The sequence below is a fragment of the Streptomyces sp. NBC_00400 genome (genome assembly GCF_036048035.1).
Classification (GTDB): domain Bacteria; phylum Actinomycetota; class Actinomycetes; order Streptomycetales; family Streptomycetaceae; genus Streptomyces.
This window is the reverse complement of the sequence record NZ_CP107940.1, coordinates 6,012,865-6,032,262: the sequence shown is the minus strand read 5'-3', so window position 1 is coordinate 6,032,262 and position 19,398 is coordinate 6,012,865. Positions and strand designations below refer to the sequence as shown.

The following is a 19,398-nucleotide window of genomic DNA, read 5'->3' as shown; positions in this document are numbered from 1 at the left end:
AATGCTGCCACCATCCTGCGCCTCGGGTGACCGGTGTGGAGATCCGGGGTGAACGAAGGGGGGGCCAATACCGGCAATTCAGGTCATCGGCGACAGGATGCCGCCGCCCGCGCCCGGCCGCCCGCGCGCTCAGCCGCGGGGGCGCAGGCCGTGCAGCACCTGGTCGACAAGGGTGTCGACAAAGCCGTAGGTCAATTCGCCGGTACGCATCAGCCAGCGCTGTGAGAAGGGACTCAGCATCATCTCGGTGGCGATCCGCACATCGACGCCGTCGGCCACCTCGCCCGCCTCCTGCGCCGCCCGCAGCCGGTCGATGTAGACCCGGGTGCCGGGTTCCATCAGCCGCGCGACGAAGGCGCGGGAGAGCTCCTCGTCGTTGGCGCCGGCGGCCGCGAGGGCGCGATAGGGGGCCTGGAACGCCGGATCGTTGAATTCGTCGACGGTGGCACGCAGCACGGACTTCAGGTCCGCGGCCAGGTCGCCGGTGTCCGGCAGCCCCTGCGCGGAGTAGTCGTCGACGCCGGCGGTGAAGGCGTCCAGCAGGACGGCGGCCTTGGAGGGCCACCAGCGGTAGATCGTCTGCTTGCCGACCCCGGCCCGGGAGGCGATGCCTTCGATCGTGAGCTTGTCGTAGCCCACCTCGCCGACGAGAGCGAGGGCGGCATCGAAGATCGCCCGGCGGGAGCGTTCGCTGCGGCGAGTGGGGGTCCCCCCAGCGGCGCCAGGGGGAGAGTCGGGGGCTGCTTTGTCGGCCATGCGGCGAAGTCTAGCGAGGGGGAGGCGAGACGTATCGTCTTGACGAGACGCATCGTCTCGCCCATAGTGGAGCGCGAGCGAGACGATCCGTCTCGCTCGATGTAGAGGAAAAAGCTGCAGAGGAAAAGGCTCCAGAGGAAAGCGACGAGGAAGAAGGAGGGCAATTCCATGAGCAAGGGAAACGCCGGCGGGATGCTCGGGGTCGGCGGCACCCGCGCCAAACTCTCGCGTGGCGCGCTGCGTGGCGGCGGCGCCGCGGACCGCGGTGGCCCGGGACGGTCCGAGGCCCGGGAACGGCGCCGTGAACTCCTGCGCAGGTTCCAGGAGCGGGCGCACGAGAAGTGAGCCGCGGACCACCCGAACGGTGGCGTGCACCCCCGTGGGTCCGGTCAGGACCAGTCGTCGCCCCAGGAGGCGTCGCGGGCGTCGCGGTAGTGGGTGCCGTGCCGTTTGGTCACCGTGGTGCGCTGCAGACCGTCCTGCGCCGTGCACAGGTCCAGGAGGACCTGGCCCTTGCGGAGTTGGGGCTTGCGGATGATGCGGGCGGGCGCGGGGGTGGCGTCGAGGGTGGTCGCGGCCACGTAGCTGAACTTTTCGTCCTCGTAGGGGAGGGAGCCGCCCTTGACCTGGCGGTGGAGGGAGGAACGGTTGACCCGGGCGGCGAAGTGGCACCAGTCCTGTCCAGGACTGATGGGGCAGGTGTCGCCGTGCGGGCAGGGGGCGACGATGCGCAGTCCGGCCTCGGTGAGCTGGGTGCGGGCCTCGCGGATGCGGAGGTAGCCCTCGGGGGTGCCGGGTTCGATCAGGACGACGGTAGTGGCCGCGGTGGCCGCCGCGGCGACGACGGCGCGGCGGTCCTCGGGGCGGAGCTCCCCCAGGACGTAGGAGACGGTGACCAGGTCCGTGCCGGCGGGGACCGGCAGGCCCTCGCCGATGACCGCCCGCTGCCACGTGGTGTCGGGGAGGGTCTTGGCGGCCAGTTCCCTGCCCAGGTCGAGGGCGGGCTGCGCCCAGTCCAGGACGGTGCTGCGAGGGCCTTCCCAGGTGGCCGCGGTGGCCCAGGTGGCGGCGCCGGTGCCGCCGCCGATGTCGACGTGGGTGGCCGGGGACCAGTCCGGGACCCGGGCGGCGAACGCGGCCAGCGCCGCCCGTACCGCCTCGAAGGTGGCCGGCATGCGGTAGGCGGCGTACGCGGCCACATCCGCGCGGTCGCGCAGGACCGGGGCGTCGGTGGGGGTGCGCCCCCGGTAGTTGGCGATCAGCCGCTCGACGGCCTGCGCGGCCTGTTTGGGCGGCAGGCCGTCGAGCAGGCCCGCCAGCGCGGCGCGCAGTTCCTCGTGCATGGGGGAAATTCTACGGGGCCCGGTGGGGTGCCCTGCCTGGTCACGGGGCTCTGCCTGGCACGGGGCCCTGCCGGGTCAGGTGGCGCGGGACACCGCGCGGGCCAGCCTGGTGGCGGCCGCGGCGCGCGGGGCGCTGCCGCCGTTGTGGCGGCAGGGGTGGACGGTGTTGGCGAGGAGGACGAGGAACGTGTCGGTGGCCCGGTCGAGGACCAGGCTGGTACCGGTGAAGCCGGTGTGCCCGGCCGCGCCGCGGCCCGCCAACTCGCCCATGAAGTACGGCTGGTCGACGCCGAAGCCCAGGCCCGGCGGGTCGAGGAGGGCGGCGACGGCATCGGGGCCGAGGATCCGGGCCGTGCCGTAGGCGCCGCCGTTGAGCAGGGTGCGGCACAACACGGCCAGGTCCTGGGCGGTGGAGAAGAGGCCCGCGTGGCCGGCCACGCCGCCCAGCGCCCAGGCGTTCTCGTCGTGCACCTCGCCGCGGACCAGGCCGCGGTCCGCCTTGGCCCAGGGCCGCCGCTGGTCCTCGGTCGCCGCCACGCCCTGCGGCGCCAGCGGGCCGTAGGAGGTGCTGGACATGTCCAGCGGGCCGGTGATGCCGTCGCGGATCAGGGCGTCGAGCCGGTGTCCGGTGCGCTGCTCCAGGAGCAGCTGGAGGGCGATGAGGTTGAGGTCGGAGTAGCGGTGTGCGGTGCCCGGGCGGCCGCTGGGGGCCGCGGCCTCCGCCCACAGGAGCGCCAGTTGGGCGGCGCGGGTCCGGTGGTCGTGGAAGGGCAGCTCGGGGGCGAGGCCGGAGGTGTGGGTGAGCAGCTGCCGGACGGTGATGCCGGGGGCGAAGGCGGGCAGATCGGCGCGGACCTCGTCGTCGAGGGCCAGCCGGCCGCGCTCGATCTGCTGGACCGCGGCGACGGCGGTGAAGAGCTTGCTGAGCGAGGCGAGGTCGAAGACGGTACCGACCCGCATCGGCTCCCACAGGTCGCGGGGCAGATCGAGGCCGCGCTCGCGCTCGGGGTCCCAGGCCCGGTAGCGCAGCGCCCAGCCCGCGGCGGCCTCGGCGGCGACGACGGGGCCGCGGCCGGCCAGGACGACGACTCCGGGCGCCCAGGGCGGACGGCCCTCGGGCAGCGCCCGCACGCCGCGGACCAGCCGCTCCATACAGGCGGGGTCCAGTCCCGCCCGGGCCGGCGTGCCATAGGTGAGTCTCGGTGCGTTCAGGGCCTGGTCCTCTCGCCGGCCGTGCTCCCGTTGCTCTCCCCCCTACGCTGCCACGGGCGGCACATTCCCAGGAAGCTCACGAGCGCCAATATGGCGCAGGAGAGCTGTACGAGGGCCATCGGCAGGGCCGTCCGCTCGCCCGCGATGCCCACCAGCGGCGAGGCCACCGAGCCGAGCAGGAAGGTGGAGGTGCCCAGCAGCGCGGAGGCGGAGCCGGCCGCATGTGGGGTGCGCAGCAGCGCGAGGGTGTTGGTGCTCGGCATGACCAGGCCCATCGCCGACATGAGGACGAAGAGGCCGGCGGCCACCGGGACCAGGCCGGGACGGCCGAGGACGCCGGAGGACATCACCAGCAGCCCGGCGGCGGCGAGCGCGATCACGGCCAGTCCGGTGCCGAGCACCTTGTCGAGGCTGACCCGGCCGACCAGGACCTTGCCGTTGAACTGGCCGACACACACCAGGCCGACCGAGTTGAGGCCGAAGAGCAGGCTGAAGGTCTGCGGGGAGGCGCCGTAGATCTCCTGGATGACGAACGGCGAGGCGGAGATATAGGCGAAGAGAGCGGCGAAGGCGAAGGCGCCGACGAGGAGGTAGCCGGAGAAGGCGCGGTCGGCGAGCAGATCGCGCATGGTGCGCAGGGCCTGGCCGAGGCCGCCGGGGTGACGGCGGGCGGGCGGCAGGGTCTCGTCGAGCCGGCGCCACACCAGGAGGGTGAGCGCCACCCCGACGACGGTGAGGACGACGAACACACCGCGCCAGTCGGTGATCCGCAGGATCTGGCCGCCGATGAGCGGGGCGACGACCGGCGCCGCTCCGGAGATCAGCATCAGGGTGGAGAAGAACCGGGCCATCGCCACGCCGTCGTACAGATCGCGGACCATCGCCCGGGCGATGACGATCCCGGCGGAACCCGCCAGGCCCTGCAACAGGCGGCAGCCGATGAGGAGTTCGGCAGTGGGGGCGAACGCGCACAGCGCGGTCGCCAGGATGTAGATCACCATGCCGGCCAGCAGCGGGCGGCGGCGGCCCCACTTGTCGCTCATCGGGCCGACGATCATCTGGCCCAGCGCCATGCCCGCCAGGCAGGTGGTCAAGGTGAGCTGGACGGTGGCGGCCGGGCTGTGCAGGGCCGCGGTGACCTGCGGCAGGGCCGGCAGATACATGTCCATGGAGAGCGGCGGGACCGCCGTGAGGCCGCCGAGGACGAGGGTGACGAGGAGGCCGGTGCGGCGGGACGCGGGCAGCGGGGCCGGTGCGCTCGGTGCTGCTGCCGCGCCCCGCTCGGCTATGGCGGGAAGGTCCGTGGAATCGGCCGCGCCGGGCTCCGTCATCTGCGTCTCCATGGGTCGTCGAGGGCGGCACCATGGTGTCATGCACGGGACGGCTTCCGGGGGGTTCCGGACCGGTCCCTTGGACGGAAACCGGACGTTCCGAGGTCCTAGGACCCAGGTCCCGGCCGACCCGGTCAGGCGGGCTTGAGCCCCGGATCACCCGCCTCGGAGACGAAGGAGGCGGCGGTGTGCACCGGCGCCCCGGGGGTGGTGACGGCGGGCACCGTGCGGTAGTCGGCGCGGGCGGTGTCCTGGCCGAGGGTGACGGTCACATAGCCGCGCCGGCCGTTGTAGAACTTCATGTGCGGGTTGGCGGCCAGGTACGCGGCCCAGTTGGCGGGCTTGTCCGCGCCGTCCTTGCCGCTGGCGATCGAGGTGGTGACGAACTCCACCCCCGCGGTGCGCGAGCCGGGGTCCTTGAAGTCCTTCTTGATGTCGAAGGCGTAGTGGACGTGCACATCGCCGGTGAGCACGACGAGGTTGTCCACGCCCGCCGACTCCGCGCCCGCAAGGACCCGGTCGCGGGAGGCCGCATAGCCGTCCCAGGCGTCCATGCTCAGCTGGTAGCCGGCGCCGGTGGCATTGCGCCGCTCGGAGAAGGTGACCTGCTGCGGCAGGACGTTCCAGCGCGCGGAGGACTGCCGCCAGCCGTCGATCAGCCAGCGCTCCTGGGCGGCGCCGGTCAGGGTGCGCTCGGGGTTAAGGGACTCGGGGCCCGGGGCGTGCCAGCCGTCACCGTAGGCCTGGTCGGAGCGGTACTGGCGGGTGTCGAGGATGTCGAACTGGGCGAGCCGGCCGTACTGGACGCGGCGGTAGAGCCTTGCGTCGGCACCGTCGGGCCGCTGCGGACGGCGCAACGGCTGGTTCTCCCAGTACGCCCGGTAGGCGGCGGCCCGGCGGACGAGGAATGCGGCGGGCGGGAGGTGGTCCTCGCTGATGTCGGAGGCGTAGTTGTTCTCCACCTCGTGGTCGTCCCAGGTGACGATGAAGGGGTGCGCGGCGTGCGCGGCCTGCAGGTCCGGGTCGGACTTGTAGAGGGCGTAGCGCAGCCGGTAGTCCTCCAGGGTGACCGTCTCCCGGTTGAAGACCGCGGGCAGCGTGCGGTCGGTGTAGCGGCGGACGCCGCCGGCCGCGTCGACCGGGTACTCGTAGAGGTAGTCGCCGAGGTGGAAGACGACGTCGAGGTCTTCCTCGGCCAGGTGCCGGTAGGCCGTGAAGTAGCCGTCGTGGTAGGCCTGGCAGGAGACCGCGGCGAGCTTCAGCTCGGAGAGCCGGGCGGCGCGGCCGGGAGCGGTACGGGTGCGGCCGACCGGACTGATCCAGTTGCCGGCGCGGAAGCGGTAGTAGTAGACGCGGTCGGGTGCGAGGCCGGTGGGTTCGATGTGCACGGAGTGGTTGAACTCCGGGTGCGCCTCGGCGCGGCCCCGGCCGGCCAGCCGCTGGAAGCGCTCGTCGTAGGCGACTTCCCAGCGGACGGTGACCCTGGCGTTCGGCATGCCTCCCCCGGACTCGTACGGGCGGGGGGCGAGCCGGGTCCACAGCACCACGGAGCCGGGCTGCGGGTCCCCGGAGGCCACGCCGAGCGTGAAGGGGTTCTCGGCGATCTTCCGCGCATCGGCCTCGGCGGCGAAGGCGCCGGTGCCCGGGAGGTTGGTCGTGAAGGCGAGCGCGGCGGCGGCTCCGGTGACGGTGAGAAAGCGGCGGCGGCCGAAGTGTGCGGCGGCGGCCCGGATCTCCTGCTCGTGCGGTGCGTGGTGCGTCATCTGGCCCTCCCCTGGCGGCGGTTGTCCCAGTGATTGCAGGGCCGCGGGACGGCGGGGCGCTGTCCCGTGCACGACGCAGGCATGACAGGTGGATGAGGACCGGTCCCGCAACGGACGCCGTCGGACAATCACGGCACCCGCCGTGCCTCCGTAGGATTCGGGGCATGGCTGAACTGATGGTGCGCGACGGCACCTGGACCTTCGACGACGAGGCCGTGCGGATCGTGCCGGGGCACGAGCGCGGAGTGCACAAACTCCGCCAGGACCTCGGGGAGTTCACCGTGCCGCTGATCGCGATAGCCGGGATCGCCTACGAACCGGCCCGCAAGGGCGGCCGGCTGCGACTGCGGCTGCGGGACGGCGCGGACCCGCTGTTGCAGGTCACCGGCGGCAGCCTGCCGGACGAGGCGAACCCGTACCAGGTGGCCGTGGACGCCGCGCGGGTTGATGTCGCCGAGTACTTCGTGGACGTGGTGCGCCAGGCCTTGCTGCTGGAGGAGATTCCGGACGGGCCCGCCGACCGCTATCTGCTGCCCGGTCCGGCCGTGCCACTGTCGGCCGCGGGGGTGGACGGCATCGCCTCCTTCGACGGGGAGCGGGTGCACCTCGAATGGCGCTGGAACACCAGCGAGTCCAAGCGGAACCAGGGCCCCAGGGACTTTGCCCTGGCCGATCTGGAAGCGGTGGAGTGGCGGGCCGCCGCCGGGCTGGAGTCCGGCTATCTCCGCTTCCGGACGCACGGGGCGACGGAGCGGATCGCGCCGGAGCACGACCCTCTCGCCATCGAACTGTGGGGCTTCAAGAAGGAGAGCGGCACGACGGCGCTGCTGGCCGCCGCCGTCGCGACACGGCTGCCGCACCCGTCGGCCGGCCCCGGCAGGGCCCTGTCGGCGGGCACCCCGGCTCTGCCCGCCGCCCCGGCCCTGCCCGTCGCCACGGCACCCACCCCGGCCGCTCCCCCGGCATCCGGCGCGGCCCCCGCCGACGACCATGACGCCCTGCTGCGCCGCCTGCGCGAACTGGGCGCACTGCGCCGGGAGGGCGTCCTCACCGAGGAGGAGTTCACCGCCACGAAGGCCGCGGTACTGCAGCGCTTCCACACCACGGGCTGAGGCGCGGCGGCTGCCCGTCCGCCCGCCGTACGCCGTTTACGCTGCCGCCATGGCAGAGAACACAGAGCCGGCACGGACCGCGCGGACGACGCCGAGGGCACGGGCCGGGCAGGTGGGCGGCACGGCGACCGCGGACCGGCCCACGCTGCCGGCGCCGGCCTCGCGGGCCGGGCAGAGCATGCAGACGGCACCGGCACCACAGGAGGCACGGCAGGGCGGGGCACCGCACCGGAAGGTGGCCGTGGTCACCGGCGCCGGCTCCGGAATCGGGCGGGCGGTCGCCCATGCCCTGATCGCCGCCCACTGGACGGTGGTCCTGGCCGGGCGGCGCGCACAGGCACTGGCGGAGACCTCCCGGCTGGCGGGCCCGCTGGACGCCGGCGGCCCCGCGGTGCTGACGGTGCCGACCGATGTCACCCGCCCCGACGAGGTCGACGCCCTCTTCGCCGCCGCCCGCGAACGCTTCGGCCGGGTCGATCTGCTCTTCAACAACGCGGGCACGTTCGGCCGGACGGTGCCGCTGGAGGAACTGTCCCCCGACGACTGGCGCGCGGTCGTCGACGTCAACCTCACCGGCTCCTTCCTCTGCGCCCAGGCCGCGTTCCGCGCCATGAAGTCCCAGGAGCCGCAGGGCGGACGCATCATCAACAACGGCTCGGTCTCCGCGCACACCCCGCGCCCGCACTCCGTCGCGTACACCGCCACCAAGCACGCGATGACCGGCCTGACCAAGTCGCTCTCCCTGGACGGCCGTCCGTACGGCATCGCCTGCGGCCAGATCGACATCGGCAATGCGGCCACCGAGATGACCGGCCGGATGCAGACCGGCACGCTGCAGGCGAACGGCCAGCTGGCGGTGGAGCCGGTGATGGACGCGGCGGATGTGGCCCGCACGGTGGTGCACATGGCGGAGCTGCCACTGGCCGCCAATGTGCAGTTCGCGACGGTGATGGCGACCAACATGCCTTATATCGGGCGGGGTTGAGGGCTGGGGGGAGGGCGGGACCGGGGGCGAGGCTGCCGGGGGGCTGAAAGCGGGCCGGGGCGCCGGCCCTGATGGCGGCGCCCGCCGGCCGGGGCCGAGCCGCCGCACCGGCCCGGCGCGTCGAATCCCCGTACGACCCCTGCCCTCTTGCCGCTTCCGGTGGCACCCTTGCCTCGGATCCGCACCACTCATCTGCCGGGGCCGCCCGCGCGCGGCCCCGATCCCCCGCGGCCGTGCGCGCCCCGGCGCGCGCGGCCCCCGCAGAAGGAGTTACGCGTGAGACGAACCGTTCGTGGCATACCGGCCGTTCACGGCATACCCGCGCCACGCCGCGTGCCCAGGTCCCGGGCCGCCCTCGGCACCCTGACCGCCACCGGTACGCTGCTCGCCCTGCTGCTCCCCACCGGCTCGGCCGCCGCCACCCCGCACCACTCCCCCTCGCACCGCTCCCCCGCCCCGCGGACCGCCCCCGGCGCCTTCTGGACCGCGGACCGGATGCGCAGCGCCGTCCCCCTGGACCTCACCGCACCCGCGAAGCACACCCCCGCCACCACGGTCCCGCGCAGCGCCCCGCTGAAGGTGACCCCCACGCTCCCGCGGCTCCCGCAGGCCTCGAAGGCGCCCTCCGTCACCCCGCTGCTCCCCGGCACGCTCCCCCAGGCCGGCGGGCCCTGGACCGGCGGCGGCGCGGTCACCAAGACCACCGGCCGGGTGTTCTTCACCTACCAGGGCCGCACCGCCTCCTGCTCCGGTGACGCGGTGACCAGCAGCAACAAGAGCACCGTGCTCACCGCGGGGCACTGTGTGAAGCTGGGCGGCGTCTGGCACACCGACTGGGTCTTCGTCCCCGGCTACCACGACGGCCAGGCTCCGTACGGCAAGTGGGCGGCGGCCAAGACGCTCTCCACCCCGCAGTGGACGGCGAGCGAGGACATCAACTACGACGTCGGTGCCGCGGTGGTCGCCCCGCTCGACGGCAAGAAGCTCACCGATGTCGTCGGCGGCCAGGGCCTGTCCTTCAACTCCGGCTACAGCAAGGCGATGTACGCCTTCGGCTTCCCCGCGGCCGCCCCGTACGACGGCAGCAAGCTGATCTACTGCAGCGGCACCACCTTCAAGGACCCGCTGTTCTCCGGCGACCACGGCCTCGCCTGCAACATGACCGGCGGCTCCAGCGGCGGCCCCTGGTTCACCACCTTCGACGAGAAGACCGGCACCGGCCTGCAGTCCTCGGTGAACAGCTTCGGCTACCAGTTCTGGCCCACCACCATGTTCGGCCCGTACTTCGGCGACGACGCCAAGAACCTCTACACCACGGCCCAGTCCTCCTGACCTCCCGGCCCGCGCCCCGGGGGCCGTACGGCCGGACCGCGTACGGCCCCCTCACCCGCCGTCCCTGCCCGGAACGACCGGCAGCAGCAGAAAGGACGGATGCCTCCCCCCGCTGATCAGCGTCGTCCGGCCCGCATAGACGTCCGAGCCCCGGTCCTCGGCGTCCGTGTGCAGGAAGATGCCGTTGCCCCGCATCGCGACCCCGGACGCCGACGGCCACGGCCCCTCCCCCGGAAACTCGAAGTCCCGGCCCTGGACCGAGACGCCGAGCCGGTAGCCGGCCGGGACGACCACCGACGTCGGCCAGATCTCGATGTGCAGGTCGACCGGATCGCCGGGGGTGAGCGGCTGCCGCTCGTCGAAGGTGTGCCAGGGCCGGTACGGCTCGCTGCGGGCGGGGTCGAGCTTGCGGAGCGAGGCCCGCAGCCAGCCCAGCCCGACCGCCCCGTGCGGGTCCATCGCGCTGACGAAGGTGACATCGCGGCCGCCGGGGTCCTGCACCCGGAGGGTGAGGAACAGATCGGCGTCCGTGGTCGACGAGGCCACCCGCAGCGACGCGGCGGCGGGCCCGGTCAGCTCCAGCTCGTCCGCCAGGGGCTCGGTCCAGAACGTCAGACCGTCGCCGAGCGCATCGAAACCGGCACTCCGCTCACCGGGGGCCGCCGCCGGCGCGAGCGCCATGCGGTCGAGATCGAGGTGGAACGCCGTCCACCGTGTGCGCGCCAATGGCCACTCCCCTTCGGGCCGTTGCTCGAAGCCGCCGTCCGCCCGCCGGATGTTGAGGAGGACCGGCGGCTGGTCGTCCCAGCCGGTGTCGCGGCCCTGGAGGAAGTGCCCGAAGAACCGCTTCTGCAGGCCGACCCCGTAGTCCGTGTAGAACTCCACCCAGTGCTGCAGTCCGTGCACTTCCAGCCACTTCCGGTCACTGGCGACCCCCTCGTATCCCTCGAAGCCGCCCCGTGTGTGCAGGTGATGCGCCCAGTTGACCGCGGACAGCACCGGGACGGTGATCCGCGGCAGGTCCGCGGTCCGCTCCCGGTAGTACGCGTCGAGCAGCGCTCGATCGTGCACCGCGCCGACCGTGTCGGCCGCGTTCTTCGCCCGCTCCTCGTCGCTCAGCACCCCGGGCCCGGTGACCGGAACGCCCGTGATCCGGTGCCAGGGACTGCCGGCCACCCCGTGCTGCACCGCGGCGACCTGCGCCGGGTACCACTGCTGCAGGAAGGTGTGCAGGATCCCGCCGTGATGGGTGAGTTCACGGTAGAAGTCGGTGCCACCCTCCCAAGGGCAGATGGCCGCGAGGTGCGGCGGCCGCAGCGCGGCCACCTGCCACTGGTTGACCGCGTAGTACGAGATGCCGAGCAGCCCCACCTTGCCGTTGCTCCAGGGCTGGACGCCCGCCCACTCGATGCACTCGTAGTAGTCCCGCGTCTCGCGCGGCGAGAAGATGTCCAGACAGCCCGGTGACCGGCCGGCACCGCGCGAGTCGACCCGGATCACCACGTACCCGTCGGGCACCCACTTCTCCGGATCGGCCGTCTCCCAGTTCTGGTAGCGGTTCGAGGACCCGGCGACGGCATCCGGGTGCTCGTCCGCCAAGGTGCGCCACATGGGCGCGAACCCCTCCTGAAAGGCGAGCCCCTTGGCGTACGGCCCATGGCTCATGATCACGGGGTGGGTCTCACCGTCGTCCGGCAGGAACACATCGGCGCGGAGCTCGACCCCGTCGTCCATCGTGATCGGCGCATCCCAGTCGACGAGCATCACACCGTCCTCGGAGCAACCCCCCGAAGCACTGAGCACTGCCGCGGCGCCCACCGTCCGGGCGGACGGCCGGCACCGCTCCCGCCTCCCATTGTCCGCGGGGATCCGCGGGGGCGCCACGGCATGCGGGGCGGGGCCGCCAGGGAGGCCCCGGGGACGCCAGGGGACGCCAGGAGGCGGGGCCGGCAGGGACGGCCGCGGCCTGCGGACGGGGCGGCCCGGCCCGCCGATCCTTCCCGGCGCACCGCTCTGACCAGCGGGTATACAGGTATCCCGCTCCTGAGCCGGCCCGGGAGCGCCGGGTAACTTGCCCTCACCAAGGGCAGGGGGCTCCACTACACTCTCGCCAGTCGAAATGGGTTGGACATGCAGCGAATTACGGGGCAATGCGGGCGTTCCGGCAGGCAAGGGGGCACCCCGAAGCCCCGACGGGGAGGGTGGACCGTGTCCGGACCGGCCCCGTCTTTGGCCGGAGAAAGCCTTCCTCCGTCTCGTCCCGCCGGAAACATGCCGTGCGGTATCCCTCGGTAGCCCTACAGTCACTCTGGCCGAGACCGCACCGACCCCGACCGTCCGACGCCCGCCGAGCCCGACGTCTTCCCTGGCCCCGTACCGTCCCCTCTTCACCCCGATCTTCACCCCGAGCGCAGCAACAGCCGTAGGAGTATCCGTTCATGTGGTGGCCCCGCCGTCATGGTTCAGCGCAGCGAGCAGCGCTGCCGCAGCCCCCTCAGCACCGGCCTCCCAGCTCCCCGTGGACCTCGCTCCGAGAGCAGTTGGCGGTCCTCTTCGCCACCTGGTCGGTCACCCGCCTCGTCCACCGCGACCTCCGGCTGTCCGGTGTACGGGACATGCAGGGCCTCGTCGACGCGGTGGCCGTGCGGCGCAACAAGCCGATCACGATCACCGAAGTGCCGCTTCCTCAGCAGGTGTCCGGATTCTGCGCCCGCGGCAAGGACCGTGACTTCATCGTGGTGGATTCCACCGCGAACGAACTGACCCGCCTCCACGCCAGCCTTCACGAGCTGTTCCATCTGTGGGAGGAGCATCCGGCCGACGACGGCTCTTCCGACCAGCTCATGACCGAGGAAACCGTGCGGCAGCTCCTCCCCGGGCTGAAGACGGGGCCGGTGCTGCAGGTCCTGAACCGGTCGCACTACGACAGCGCCCATGAACGACGGGCGGAGGCGTTCGCCACCGTGATGCTTCAGCGCCACCTCGAACTGCGGCGCGATCAGCGCACCAACGGGTTCCTCTCCTCGGCGCTCTCCCACCGGAGGTCCGGTGTCTGAGAGCACGTCGAACGTCATCTACCTGGCCATTGCGATCCTCGACTTCGTGATCGCCGGGTGGAAGTGCCTGGCGCTGCTGCGCGATCCCACCCCCACGCTGTCCCTGATCACGGTGAACTTCGTGACGTCCGGCCTGGTGTTCACGATGGCCGCTCCGGTGGGGTACCGGAGGCTGGGCGAACTCACCGGCGTCCCCAGCTTCGCCACCCTTCCCGTCTACATCGGCATCCTGACCTGCTTCTCCCTTCTCCACCTGCTCACGATGCTGTGGGATCCCGGGTTGCGGCAGCGTCCTGCGGTGCTGCGCCGCAGGGTCGCGCTGTGGTCCGCGGTGTACGTCGTGGCGCCGGCCGTCATGGTGGTGACGTTCTGTTCCGCCGACCTGTCCGGTCCGGCGGATCCCCTGAAATTCAACACCAACTTCGCGACCGAGCCGCTGGTCCAGGTGTTCCTGGCGGCCTTCCTCGCCACTCTGGCCTGCGGCACCCTGAGCACCTACCGGCAGTGCCGCATGGTGAAGCTCGAAGACCCCCGGTTCCAGCGCGCGCTGCGCTCCTTCGGCATCGCCATGCTGTTCGTCTTCGGCTATGTGGTGTGCTGCGCCCCCGCCATCACACTGGCCGCGCTGGGCAACCACACCCTGGACACGGTGGGGGTGCTCGGCTCCACCTTCGGCTCGATCGGCGCCCTGATCACCAGCTACGGCCTCTCGGGAGCCGCGGTGGGCGCATGGCTGCGCGAACGGCGTGACATCAAGGCCCTGCAGCCGTTGTGGGATCTCGTCGTCGAAGGGGTCGACGAAGACCTCGCCTTCAGCGTGGACAGCGCCCGCAGCCATCGCCTGGCATGGAACGTCGGTTTCAACCTGCACCGCCGCGTGATCGAGATCCTGGACGGGATGCGCGCGCTGCGTCCCTGGGTGTCGCCCCTGCCCGCGGCCGCCGTATACACCGCCTACGCGCCGTCCCGGGGGAAGGCTGACGCCCGCCGCCTCTCGGAGCGGGACCTGGAGGCGGCCGCCACGGCCGCTGCCCTGCGGGACGCGGCCCAGCGCCTGCAGGCCGCTCGGCGCGAAGCCGCACTGCAGGGCTGTCCCGGTCACCCCCAGGCGCCCGGGGGCCCGCAGGTGGCGCTGCCCGGCGAGGACACCCCCGCCTCCGACGAACGCCAACGGCTGTTGCGCGTCGCCCAGGCACTCACCGCCCCGCTGGTCGCCACGGCCTTGCACGCGGTGCGCGTACAGCGTTCCGCGACCGGGGTGACGGAGGCGACGGAAGTATCCGGGGTGACCGAGGTATCCGGGGTGACCGAGGTATCCGAGCGGCCGTAGGGGGTGTCTCCCCTGGCCGGTGCGGCCCCGGTATGCCGGGCCGTGGAGCCCGCGCCCGCCCGTTCCGCCGGACGGCTGCGGCAGAATTGGCCGCCCCCGTGCCGGCCCCGGGCACCCGACCATGCCCGGCGCCCTGTGGCACGGGGCACCATCGAATCACCTAGGGGGACTGATGAAACGAGCTGTGGTCCTGGGCGGGAGCATCGCCGGCCTGTACGCCGCTCGCGTGCTGAGCGACCATGCCGACGACGTGGTCATCCTCGAAGCGGATGACCTGGGGGAAGACGGCACCGGGCGCGGCGCTCCGCATCGACAGCAACTGCATGCGCTGCTGTCCATGGGGCACACCCACCTCGAACGCTGGTTCCCGGGCATCACCGCTGAACTCGTCGCGGGCGGGGCACGCTTGGGGACCGGCCCGGAGGTGCAGTTCTACGTCGACGGCGCACTCAAGGCTCCGGTTCCCGGCCTCCGGATGCTGGGCGCCACCCGGCCGTTCATCGAGAGCCGGGTCCGCCGTCGGGTCACGGCCCTGCCGAATGTCCGCGTCCTGCAGGGGCGCGCCGAAGACCTGCGCTTCAACGCCGGCCGGGTCTGCGGCGTGCGCTACTCGACCGCTGAGGAAACGTCACCTCACGCCGGTCAGCAGGGCGAACTGGACGCCGACCTGGTGGTCGACGCCATGGGGCGGTCCAGCCGCCTCGGCACCTGGCTGCTCCGCAGCGGGTGGGATCACGCCCCGCTGCACCGGATGAGGATCGACCTCGGCTACGCCACGGCCGTCTTCCGGCGCGGCGACGAACTCCCCTCCACGGTCGTCGCACACGCCTCCCCTGGCCCTGCCAGTGGATACCAGCCCACGCTCAGCGAACCAGGGGCGATGGTGGCGGTGGAGGACAACCGTTGGATGGTGGTACTGGCCGGATACACGGATCACCGCCCGGGGCGAGATCCGGCCGATTTTCTGGCCCGGATGCGGCGCTGTGTCTCTCCGCTGCACGAGGTGGCGGACCGGTGCACCCTGCTCGGCGACGTCCGGACCTTCCCCTTCCAGGAGAGCCGGCGCCGCGACTTCACCCGGCTGAGGCGGTTCCCCGGTGGACTGGTGGCGGTGGGAGACTCCGTTGCCTCGGTCAACCCGATCTACGGGCAGGGTCTCACCCTTGCCGCGCTGCAGGCCTCGTGTCTGTCCGCGTATCTGCGCGCCGGGTCGCCTCCGCACGATCCGGCCTGGGAGTACTTCCGGCGGGCCGCCGTGGTGGTCGATGCGGCCTGGCAGGTGTCGGCGACCGCGGACCTCGCCCAGCCTCATGTACAGGGCCCGTACCCCCGTGGCTACCGGCTCGCCCGCTGGGCCGGCGACAAGATCGCGGAAGCGTCCGTCCTCGACTCCGGCGTCAACCAGGCGTTCATGGACGTCGTGCACATGCGCCGGCATCCGAAATCGCTGACCCATCCCCGGGTGCTGGCCCGAACGGCACGAGTCCTGGCCACTACTCGCTGAAGCCCGTCCTCACGCCCCTCCTCACACCGCCACCCCTCACATCGCCCGCCTCCATGGGGCGCCCCGACCGGAAGCGTCACCTCCCGTCCGGCCGGGGCGCCTTGCCGCCACCCAGGAGGCCGGCGCACCACGCGGTGCAGGCCGGCGATGCCGGGACGGATCAGGTCAGGCCCGTCAGGCCCGTCAGGCCCCTCAAGCCCCTCAGGCCCCTCAGGCCCCTCAACCGCGATCACCTAAGGTGAAGTGCACCGCCAACATGGAGGGGAGCTGACGATGGCCACGTGGCCGAAGACGCTCGACCGGGCAGGGATCACGGACCCCTCGCTGCGTCGCGACTACAGCGAGCAGCGCCGACTGGTGGCCCGGTACGCCCGCGCCGAGTACACCGCCGTACGCCTGCTGCTTCCCGCCGAGTTCGTGCCCGACGTCATCGCCGCGACCGCGTTCATGCACCACAGCGACAACCTCATCGACCAAGGACCGGCCGACGAGCGGATCGCCGCGCTCGCCGACTGGGAGGGCAGGGTGCACGCCGCCCTCAAGAGCGGCGAAGCCGGTGAGCCCGTGTTGCGGGCGCTCCTTGACACCATCTCCAGGCATCCCCGGCTGCGGCAGTACGTCGAAGACTTCCTCGCCGGCGCGCCCCTGGAGGTGCAGGCGCAGGGTTTTGCCTCGGAGAGCGACTTCCAGCACTACATCGACGGCTATTCGCTGCCCGCCTTCATGCTCATCGCCTGCCTGCTCGACGCGGGGGCGCCGGCGGACGCGTACCTGGCCGGCTGCCGGAGCTTCATCGAGGCGAGTCAGCGTCTCGACTTCCTGAACGACCTTGCCGAGGACCTGGGCAACGGGCGGCTGGGCATCCCGGAAGAACTCCTCGCCCGGCACGGCCTGACCCGCACCGACCTGACGCGCACCGGCCCGGCCCACACCGGCCCGGCCCGCAAGGGCGGCGCCCCCGAGGGCTTCCGTGGGCTGGTCGGTGACCAGGCCCGGCAGATCCGTACCGGACTGACCGCGTCCTACGGGCTCGTGGATCTGGTGCACGCCCGTAGCCGGCCGTTCGTCCGCGCCCTGATCGGCATCCAGGGCCTGACCCTGCGGGCAGTGGCAAGGAAGGGAACCGCGCTGCTCGACGGGTCCGCCCGGCCGGATGTGGCTGCGGCGCTCCGGCTTCTCGGCCGGGAGTACGTGGCAGCGCGACGCCGTCGTGACGCCGGTCCGGCAGTCGGCGGCACCTCACCGGGAGCGGTCGGCAGGAGCTGAGCCCCACCGCATCGAAGACGAAGACCACGCAGGCCGCGGGCCTCCCGTGCCGTTCAGCTGCCGCGCAGGTACCGCGCAGTGCACGGGGTTCGCGTGCCGTTCAGCTGCCGCGCCGCCCGGGCGGCGGGCCGTCGTCGCTCTCGGGCCGCGCCAGCCCCAACAGCCCCTGGATCAGCGGAAAGACCCGCCTCCTGCTTCTGGTGGGCAGGGAGCACATACGGTCCGTCAGCTCCCGTACTTCGGGATCCGCACGCTCCGGCCGGCTCAGGGCCTCGGAAAGCGCCTCCCGCAGCTCCCGGTCGATTCTGCTGTCACCGCTGGTGCCGCTGCGCATCGCCAGCCGGTCGATGCCCTTGCCCCGGAGCAGCGCGAGATGGGTCAGCTGCTCGTGCGTCGACTGCAGGGCCCGGTAGAGCGCCTGACGCTCGGTGGCGGTGAAGAAGCCGGGCTCGACACCGAAGAACTTCTCCAGCTTCCGGGTGACGTCCAGCCCGGGGCTCTTCCGCTTGCCGTTCAGGAGGTAGCCGACCTGACCGTGGGAGATGCCGGCCCCCGCGCCGATCTCGTCGAGGGTGTACCTCTTCCCGTCGGGCTTGCGACGGGTGTCCCGCAGGAAGACGAGGCGGTCCTGGAACGAGTCCTGCACGTTCTCGGATTCCTGGCCGGTGTGATCGAGCAACGCCTGGACGCGGGGGACCGTGATGCCCGTCCGGTGCGAGAGGTGGTCGATGTCGATGACGTCGCGTCCCAGGCCCAGGTCCCGGAGGAGTTCGTCAATCGCTGCGACGACGGCGGGGAGACCATCCGCCGGGTGCGCGTGGGAGGCATCCATGGCGATGGGCGGTCTCCTGGTCGGTAGACAGGGGCGGGGGCGGGGGCGGCGGCGCACTCGCAGCCACTCCGAGATTAACGGTCGCCAGCACCGTACGCCATGAACGGCACCACAATTGTGTCGGGTACGACCGCTCGGCAGCCCCCGAAGCCGCCGCCAACGCTCCTGGATTAAACGATTGTTGACAACGCGGTGTTGTTGAAGGATCCTCGCCAGGGCGGTGCCGCTGTGCGACCGGGGTTCACCTCGCACATGGGAACCGATCGCACGGTTTCCGTGCCTCTCCACTGCCGCCTTCCGAGCGGTGGTGCCGGGCTCCACAGGGGAGAGCCCGGCGCCACAACCGCCTTTCGAGGCCGGGACATGGGGACATCGGGACGGACGGACCTGCGCCGTCGGTCCGAGGGGGAGCGGTGACAGCGAGCAGAGGGCGCAGCCCCTTACCGATACCGAGCAGGCGCGCGATGACCGTCGTCGTGGTGGTACTGGCCGTGCAGAGCTGCCCGGCCCTGCCACGTGACCCCGACGGCCGCAAGAAGCACCTGCTCACCCATGTCAAGGGTTCCGGAACGGCCGGCACGGCACCCCGGCCGCCTTGCGGATTGCGGCCTCCGCCGCCAACTCGGCACCGAAGAGGACGGGTTGCGGAGCCGCCCCCCTACCCCTGCCCCTGCCCCGTCAGCCGCAGGTCCACCCCCGCCCGCTGCCGCTGAACAGGACCGCCGGCACACCCTGCAGCCGGCTGGCCAAGAACCCGCTGCCACGAAGAGGGCAAGGCCAAGGCCAAAGGAGCGGGCCCGGCGGCTTAGCCTGCCTCCGGGCCCTGTCGTGCCACCCTCTGCGCACGCCGGCACGGTGAAGCGTGGCGGCGGTTCTCACGGCCGGCCGGGCGTCCTCACTTCACCGTGTACTTGCACATCTTGTCGGACTTGCCCCCCTTGTTGTCCGAGACCTTCTTTCCGTCGACGGTGATGACGCAGGCCGCCGCGCGGAGCGTGCCGTCGGAGGCGGGCACGGAGCCGGGAACGACGGACACCCCGATGCCGATCCTCTTCTCGGCGTCGGTGGTCAGGGTGATGTCCGAGGTCTTCTTCCAGGGCAGCGTCGCCGTCACCATTTTGTTGGTGTCGAGGTTGTAGTAGACCTGCGAGGTGCCGGTGCCGAGGACTTCGAGGGTGACCTTGTGCTTGACCTCGCCGCTTCCGCTGTCCGGTCCCGGCTTCCCGCCCGCGTCGGCCTGCGCGTGCGCGGACTTGCCGGCGGGCGCAGGCTTGTCGTCGCTACCGCATCCCGTCAGCAGAGACGTGGTCAGGACCAGAGCCGTACCAATGATGATCTTGCGCATGCTTCCCCCTCGCGAATAAGTAAGCGATCTTAATGGCGAGGGGGCCGCCACGCGTGCCGGGTCCTTATGCCTTCGTGCTTCTGCGCGCTCCCCCGGCGTCGATCCAGTAGGTCGCGGCGGTGCGGTCGATGCCGCGGCGCAGGGGGTCGCGCCCCAGGCTCGCCACGATTCCCGCGGGGACGACGACCAGGCAGTAGAGCAGGAGGAGTGCGAGGTTCCTCATGGTCATGG

At 72.1% G+C, this 19,398-nt stretch carries 17 protein-coding genes; 8 read left to right on the top strand and 9 right to left on the bottom strand.

Features of this window, described 5'->3' with window-relative positions; all coding sequences use genetic code 11:
• Positions 1 to 129: 129 nt before the first annotated feature.
• On the bottom strand, positions 130 to 756 hold the full coding sequence (locus OHS81_RS26410) for a TetR/AcrR family transcriptional regulator (RefSeq protein WP_328387138.1): 627 nt from the start codon (positions 754 to 756) through the stop codon (positions 130 to 132).
• A gap of 168 nt (positions 757 to 924) precedes the next feature.
• Here OHS81_RS26410 and OHS81_RS26405 point away from each other — a divergent pair, with 168 nt between their 5' ends.
• Positions 925 to 1,101, top strand: a complete 177-nt coding sequence (locus OHS81_RS26405; RefSeq protein ID WP_328387137.1) for a DUF6243 family protein — start codon at positions 925 to 927, stop codon at positions 1,099 to 1,101.
• A gap of 44 nt (positions 1,102 to 1,145) precedes the next feature.
• Here the strand turns inward: OHS81_RS26405 and OHS81_RS26400 are convergent, their stop codons facing one another.
• The 4 genes from OHS81_RS26400 to OHS81_RS26385 all read right to left on the bottom strand — a co-directional run bounded on the left by OHS81_RS26400 (position 1,146) and on the right by OHS81_RS26385 (position 6,405).
• Complete coding sequence (locus OHS81_RS26400; RefSeq protein WP_328387136.1) at positions 1,146 to 2,099, bottom strand: small ribosomal subunit Rsm22 family protein; 954 nt, start codon at positions 2,097 to 2,099, stop codon at positions 1,146 to 1,148.
• 75 nt (positions 2,100 to 2,174) lie between these two features.
• Entirely contained in the window at positions 2,175 to 3,251 is a 1,077-nt protein-coding gene (locus OHS81_RS26395; RefSeq protein WP_328387135.1) for a serine hydrolase domain-containing protein, read from the bottom strand.
• Positions 3,252 to 3,307: 56 nt separating this feature from the next.
• The gene (locus tag OHS81_RS26390) at positions 3,308 to 4,642 is read right to left on the bottom strand and encodes a multidrug effflux MFS transporter (protein WP_328387134.1); all 1,335 of its coding nucleotides are present in this window, start codon (positions 4,640 to 4,642) and stop codon (positions 3,308 to 3,310) included.
• A 134-nt stretch (positions 4,643 to 4,776) separates the two neighbouring features.
• The gene (locus tag OHS81_RS26385) at positions 4,777 to 6,405 is read right to left on the bottom strand and encodes an alkaline phosphatase D family protein (protein ID WP_328387133.1); all 1,629 of its coding nucleotides are present in this window, start codon (positions 6,403 to 6,405) and stop codon (positions 4,777 to 4,779) included.
• Positions 6,406 to 6,569: 164 nt separating this feature from the next.
• On the opposite strand from OHS81_RS26385, the gene OHS81_RS26380 reads away from it, so the two are divergent.
• The 3 genes from OHS81_RS26380 to OHS81_RS26370 all read left to right on the top strand — a co-directional run bounded on the left by OHS81_RS26380 (position 6,570) and on the right by OHS81_RS26370 (position 9,834).
• Positions 6,570 to 7,517 (top strand): DUF4429 domain-containing protein, encoded by a 948-nt coding sequence (locus tag OHS81_RS26380; protein ID WP_328387132.1) that lies wholly within the window; start codon positions 6,570 to 6,572, stop codon positions 7,515 to 7,517.
• A gap of 178 nt (positions 7,518 to 7,695) precedes the next feature.
• Positions 7,696 to 8,502: an SDR family oxidoreductase gene (locus OHS81_RS26375; RefSeq protein ID WP_328391440.1), complete on the top strand. Its 807-nt coding sequence runs from the start codon at positions 7,696 to 7,698 to the stop codon at positions 8,500 to 8,502.
• A 276-nt stretch (positions 8,503 to 8,778) separates the two neighbouring features.
• On the top strand, positions 8,779 to 9,834 hold the full coding sequence (locus tag OHS81_RS26370; protein ID WP_328387131.1) for a trypsin-like serine peptidase: 1,056 nt from the start codon (positions 8,779 to 8,781) through the stop codon (positions 9,832 to 9,834).
• 51 nt (positions 9,835 to 9,885) lie between these two features.
• Here OHS81_RS26370 and OHS81_RS26365 read toward each other — a convergent pair whose 3' ends face one another.
• A complete protein-coding gene (locus OHS81_RS26365) occupies positions 9,886 to 11,598 on the bottom strand; it encodes a CocE/NonD family hydrolase (RefSeq protein WP_328387130.1) in 1,713 nt (570 codons plus the stop codon).
• A gap of 674 nt (positions 11,599 to 12,272) precedes the next feature.
• Here OHS81_RS26365 and OHS81_RS26360 point away from each other — a divergent pair.
• From OHS81_RS26360 to OHS81_RS26345, 4 genes are all read left to right on the top strand, one after another.
• Positions 12,273 to 12,890: a hypothetical protein gene (locus tag OHS81_RS26360; RefSeq protein ID WP_328387129.1), complete on the top strand. Its 618-nt coding sequence runs from the start codon at positions 12,273 to 12,275 to the stop codon at positions 12,888 to 12,890.
• Complete coding sequence (locus OHS81_RS26355; protein WP_328387128.1) at positions 12,883 to 14,220, top strand: MAB_1171c family putative transporter; 1,338 nt, start codon at positions 12,883 to 12,885, stop codon at positions 14,218 to 14,220. Before OHS81_RS26360 ends, OHS81_RS26355 begins: the two co-directional genes overlap by 8 nt.
• Before the next feature lie 172 nt (positions 14,221 to 14,392).
• Complete coding sequence (locus OHS81_RS26350) at positions 14,393 to 15,724, top strand: FAD-dependent oxidoreductase (protein ID WP_328387127.1); 1,332 nt, start codon at positions 14,393 to 14,395, stop codon at positions 15,722 to 15,724.
• Between the two features lie 273 nt (positions 15,725 to 15,997).
• Positions 15,998 to 16,990: a phytoene/squalene synthase family protein gene (locus tag OHS81_RS26345; protein ID WP_328387126.1), complete on the top strand. Its 993-nt coding sequence runs from the start codon at positions 15,998 to 16,000 to the stop codon at positions 16,988 to 16,990.
• A 100-nt stretch (positions 16,991 to 17,090) separates the two neighbouring features.
• Here the strand turns inward: OHS81_RS26345 and OHS81_RS26340 are convergent, their stop codons facing one another.
• From OHS81_RS26340 to OHS81_RS26330, 3 genes are all read right to left on the bottom strand, one after another.
• Positions 17,091 to 17,822: a helix-turn-helix domain-containing protein gene (locus OHS81_RS26340; protein WP_328387125.1), complete on the bottom strand. Its 732-nt coding sequence runs from the start codon at positions 17,820 to 17,822 to the stop codon at positions 17,091 to 17,093.
• 895 nt (positions 17,823 to 18,717) lie between these two features.
• The gene (locus OHS81_RS26335) at positions 18,718 to 19,167 is read right to left on the bottom strand and encodes a hypothetical protein (protein ID WP_328387124.1); all 450 of its coding nucleotides are present in this window, start codon (positions 19,165 to 19,167) and stop codon (positions 18,718 to 18,720) included.
• Positions 19,168 to 19,231: 64 nt separating this feature from the next.
• Positions 19,232 to 19,396: a hypothetical protein gene (locus OHS81_RS26330; RefSeq protein WP_328387123.1), complete on the bottom strand. Its 165-nt coding sequence runs from the start codon at positions 19,394 to 19,396 to the stop codon at positions 19,232 to 19,234.
• Positions 19,397 to 19,398: the final 2 nt, after the last annotated feature.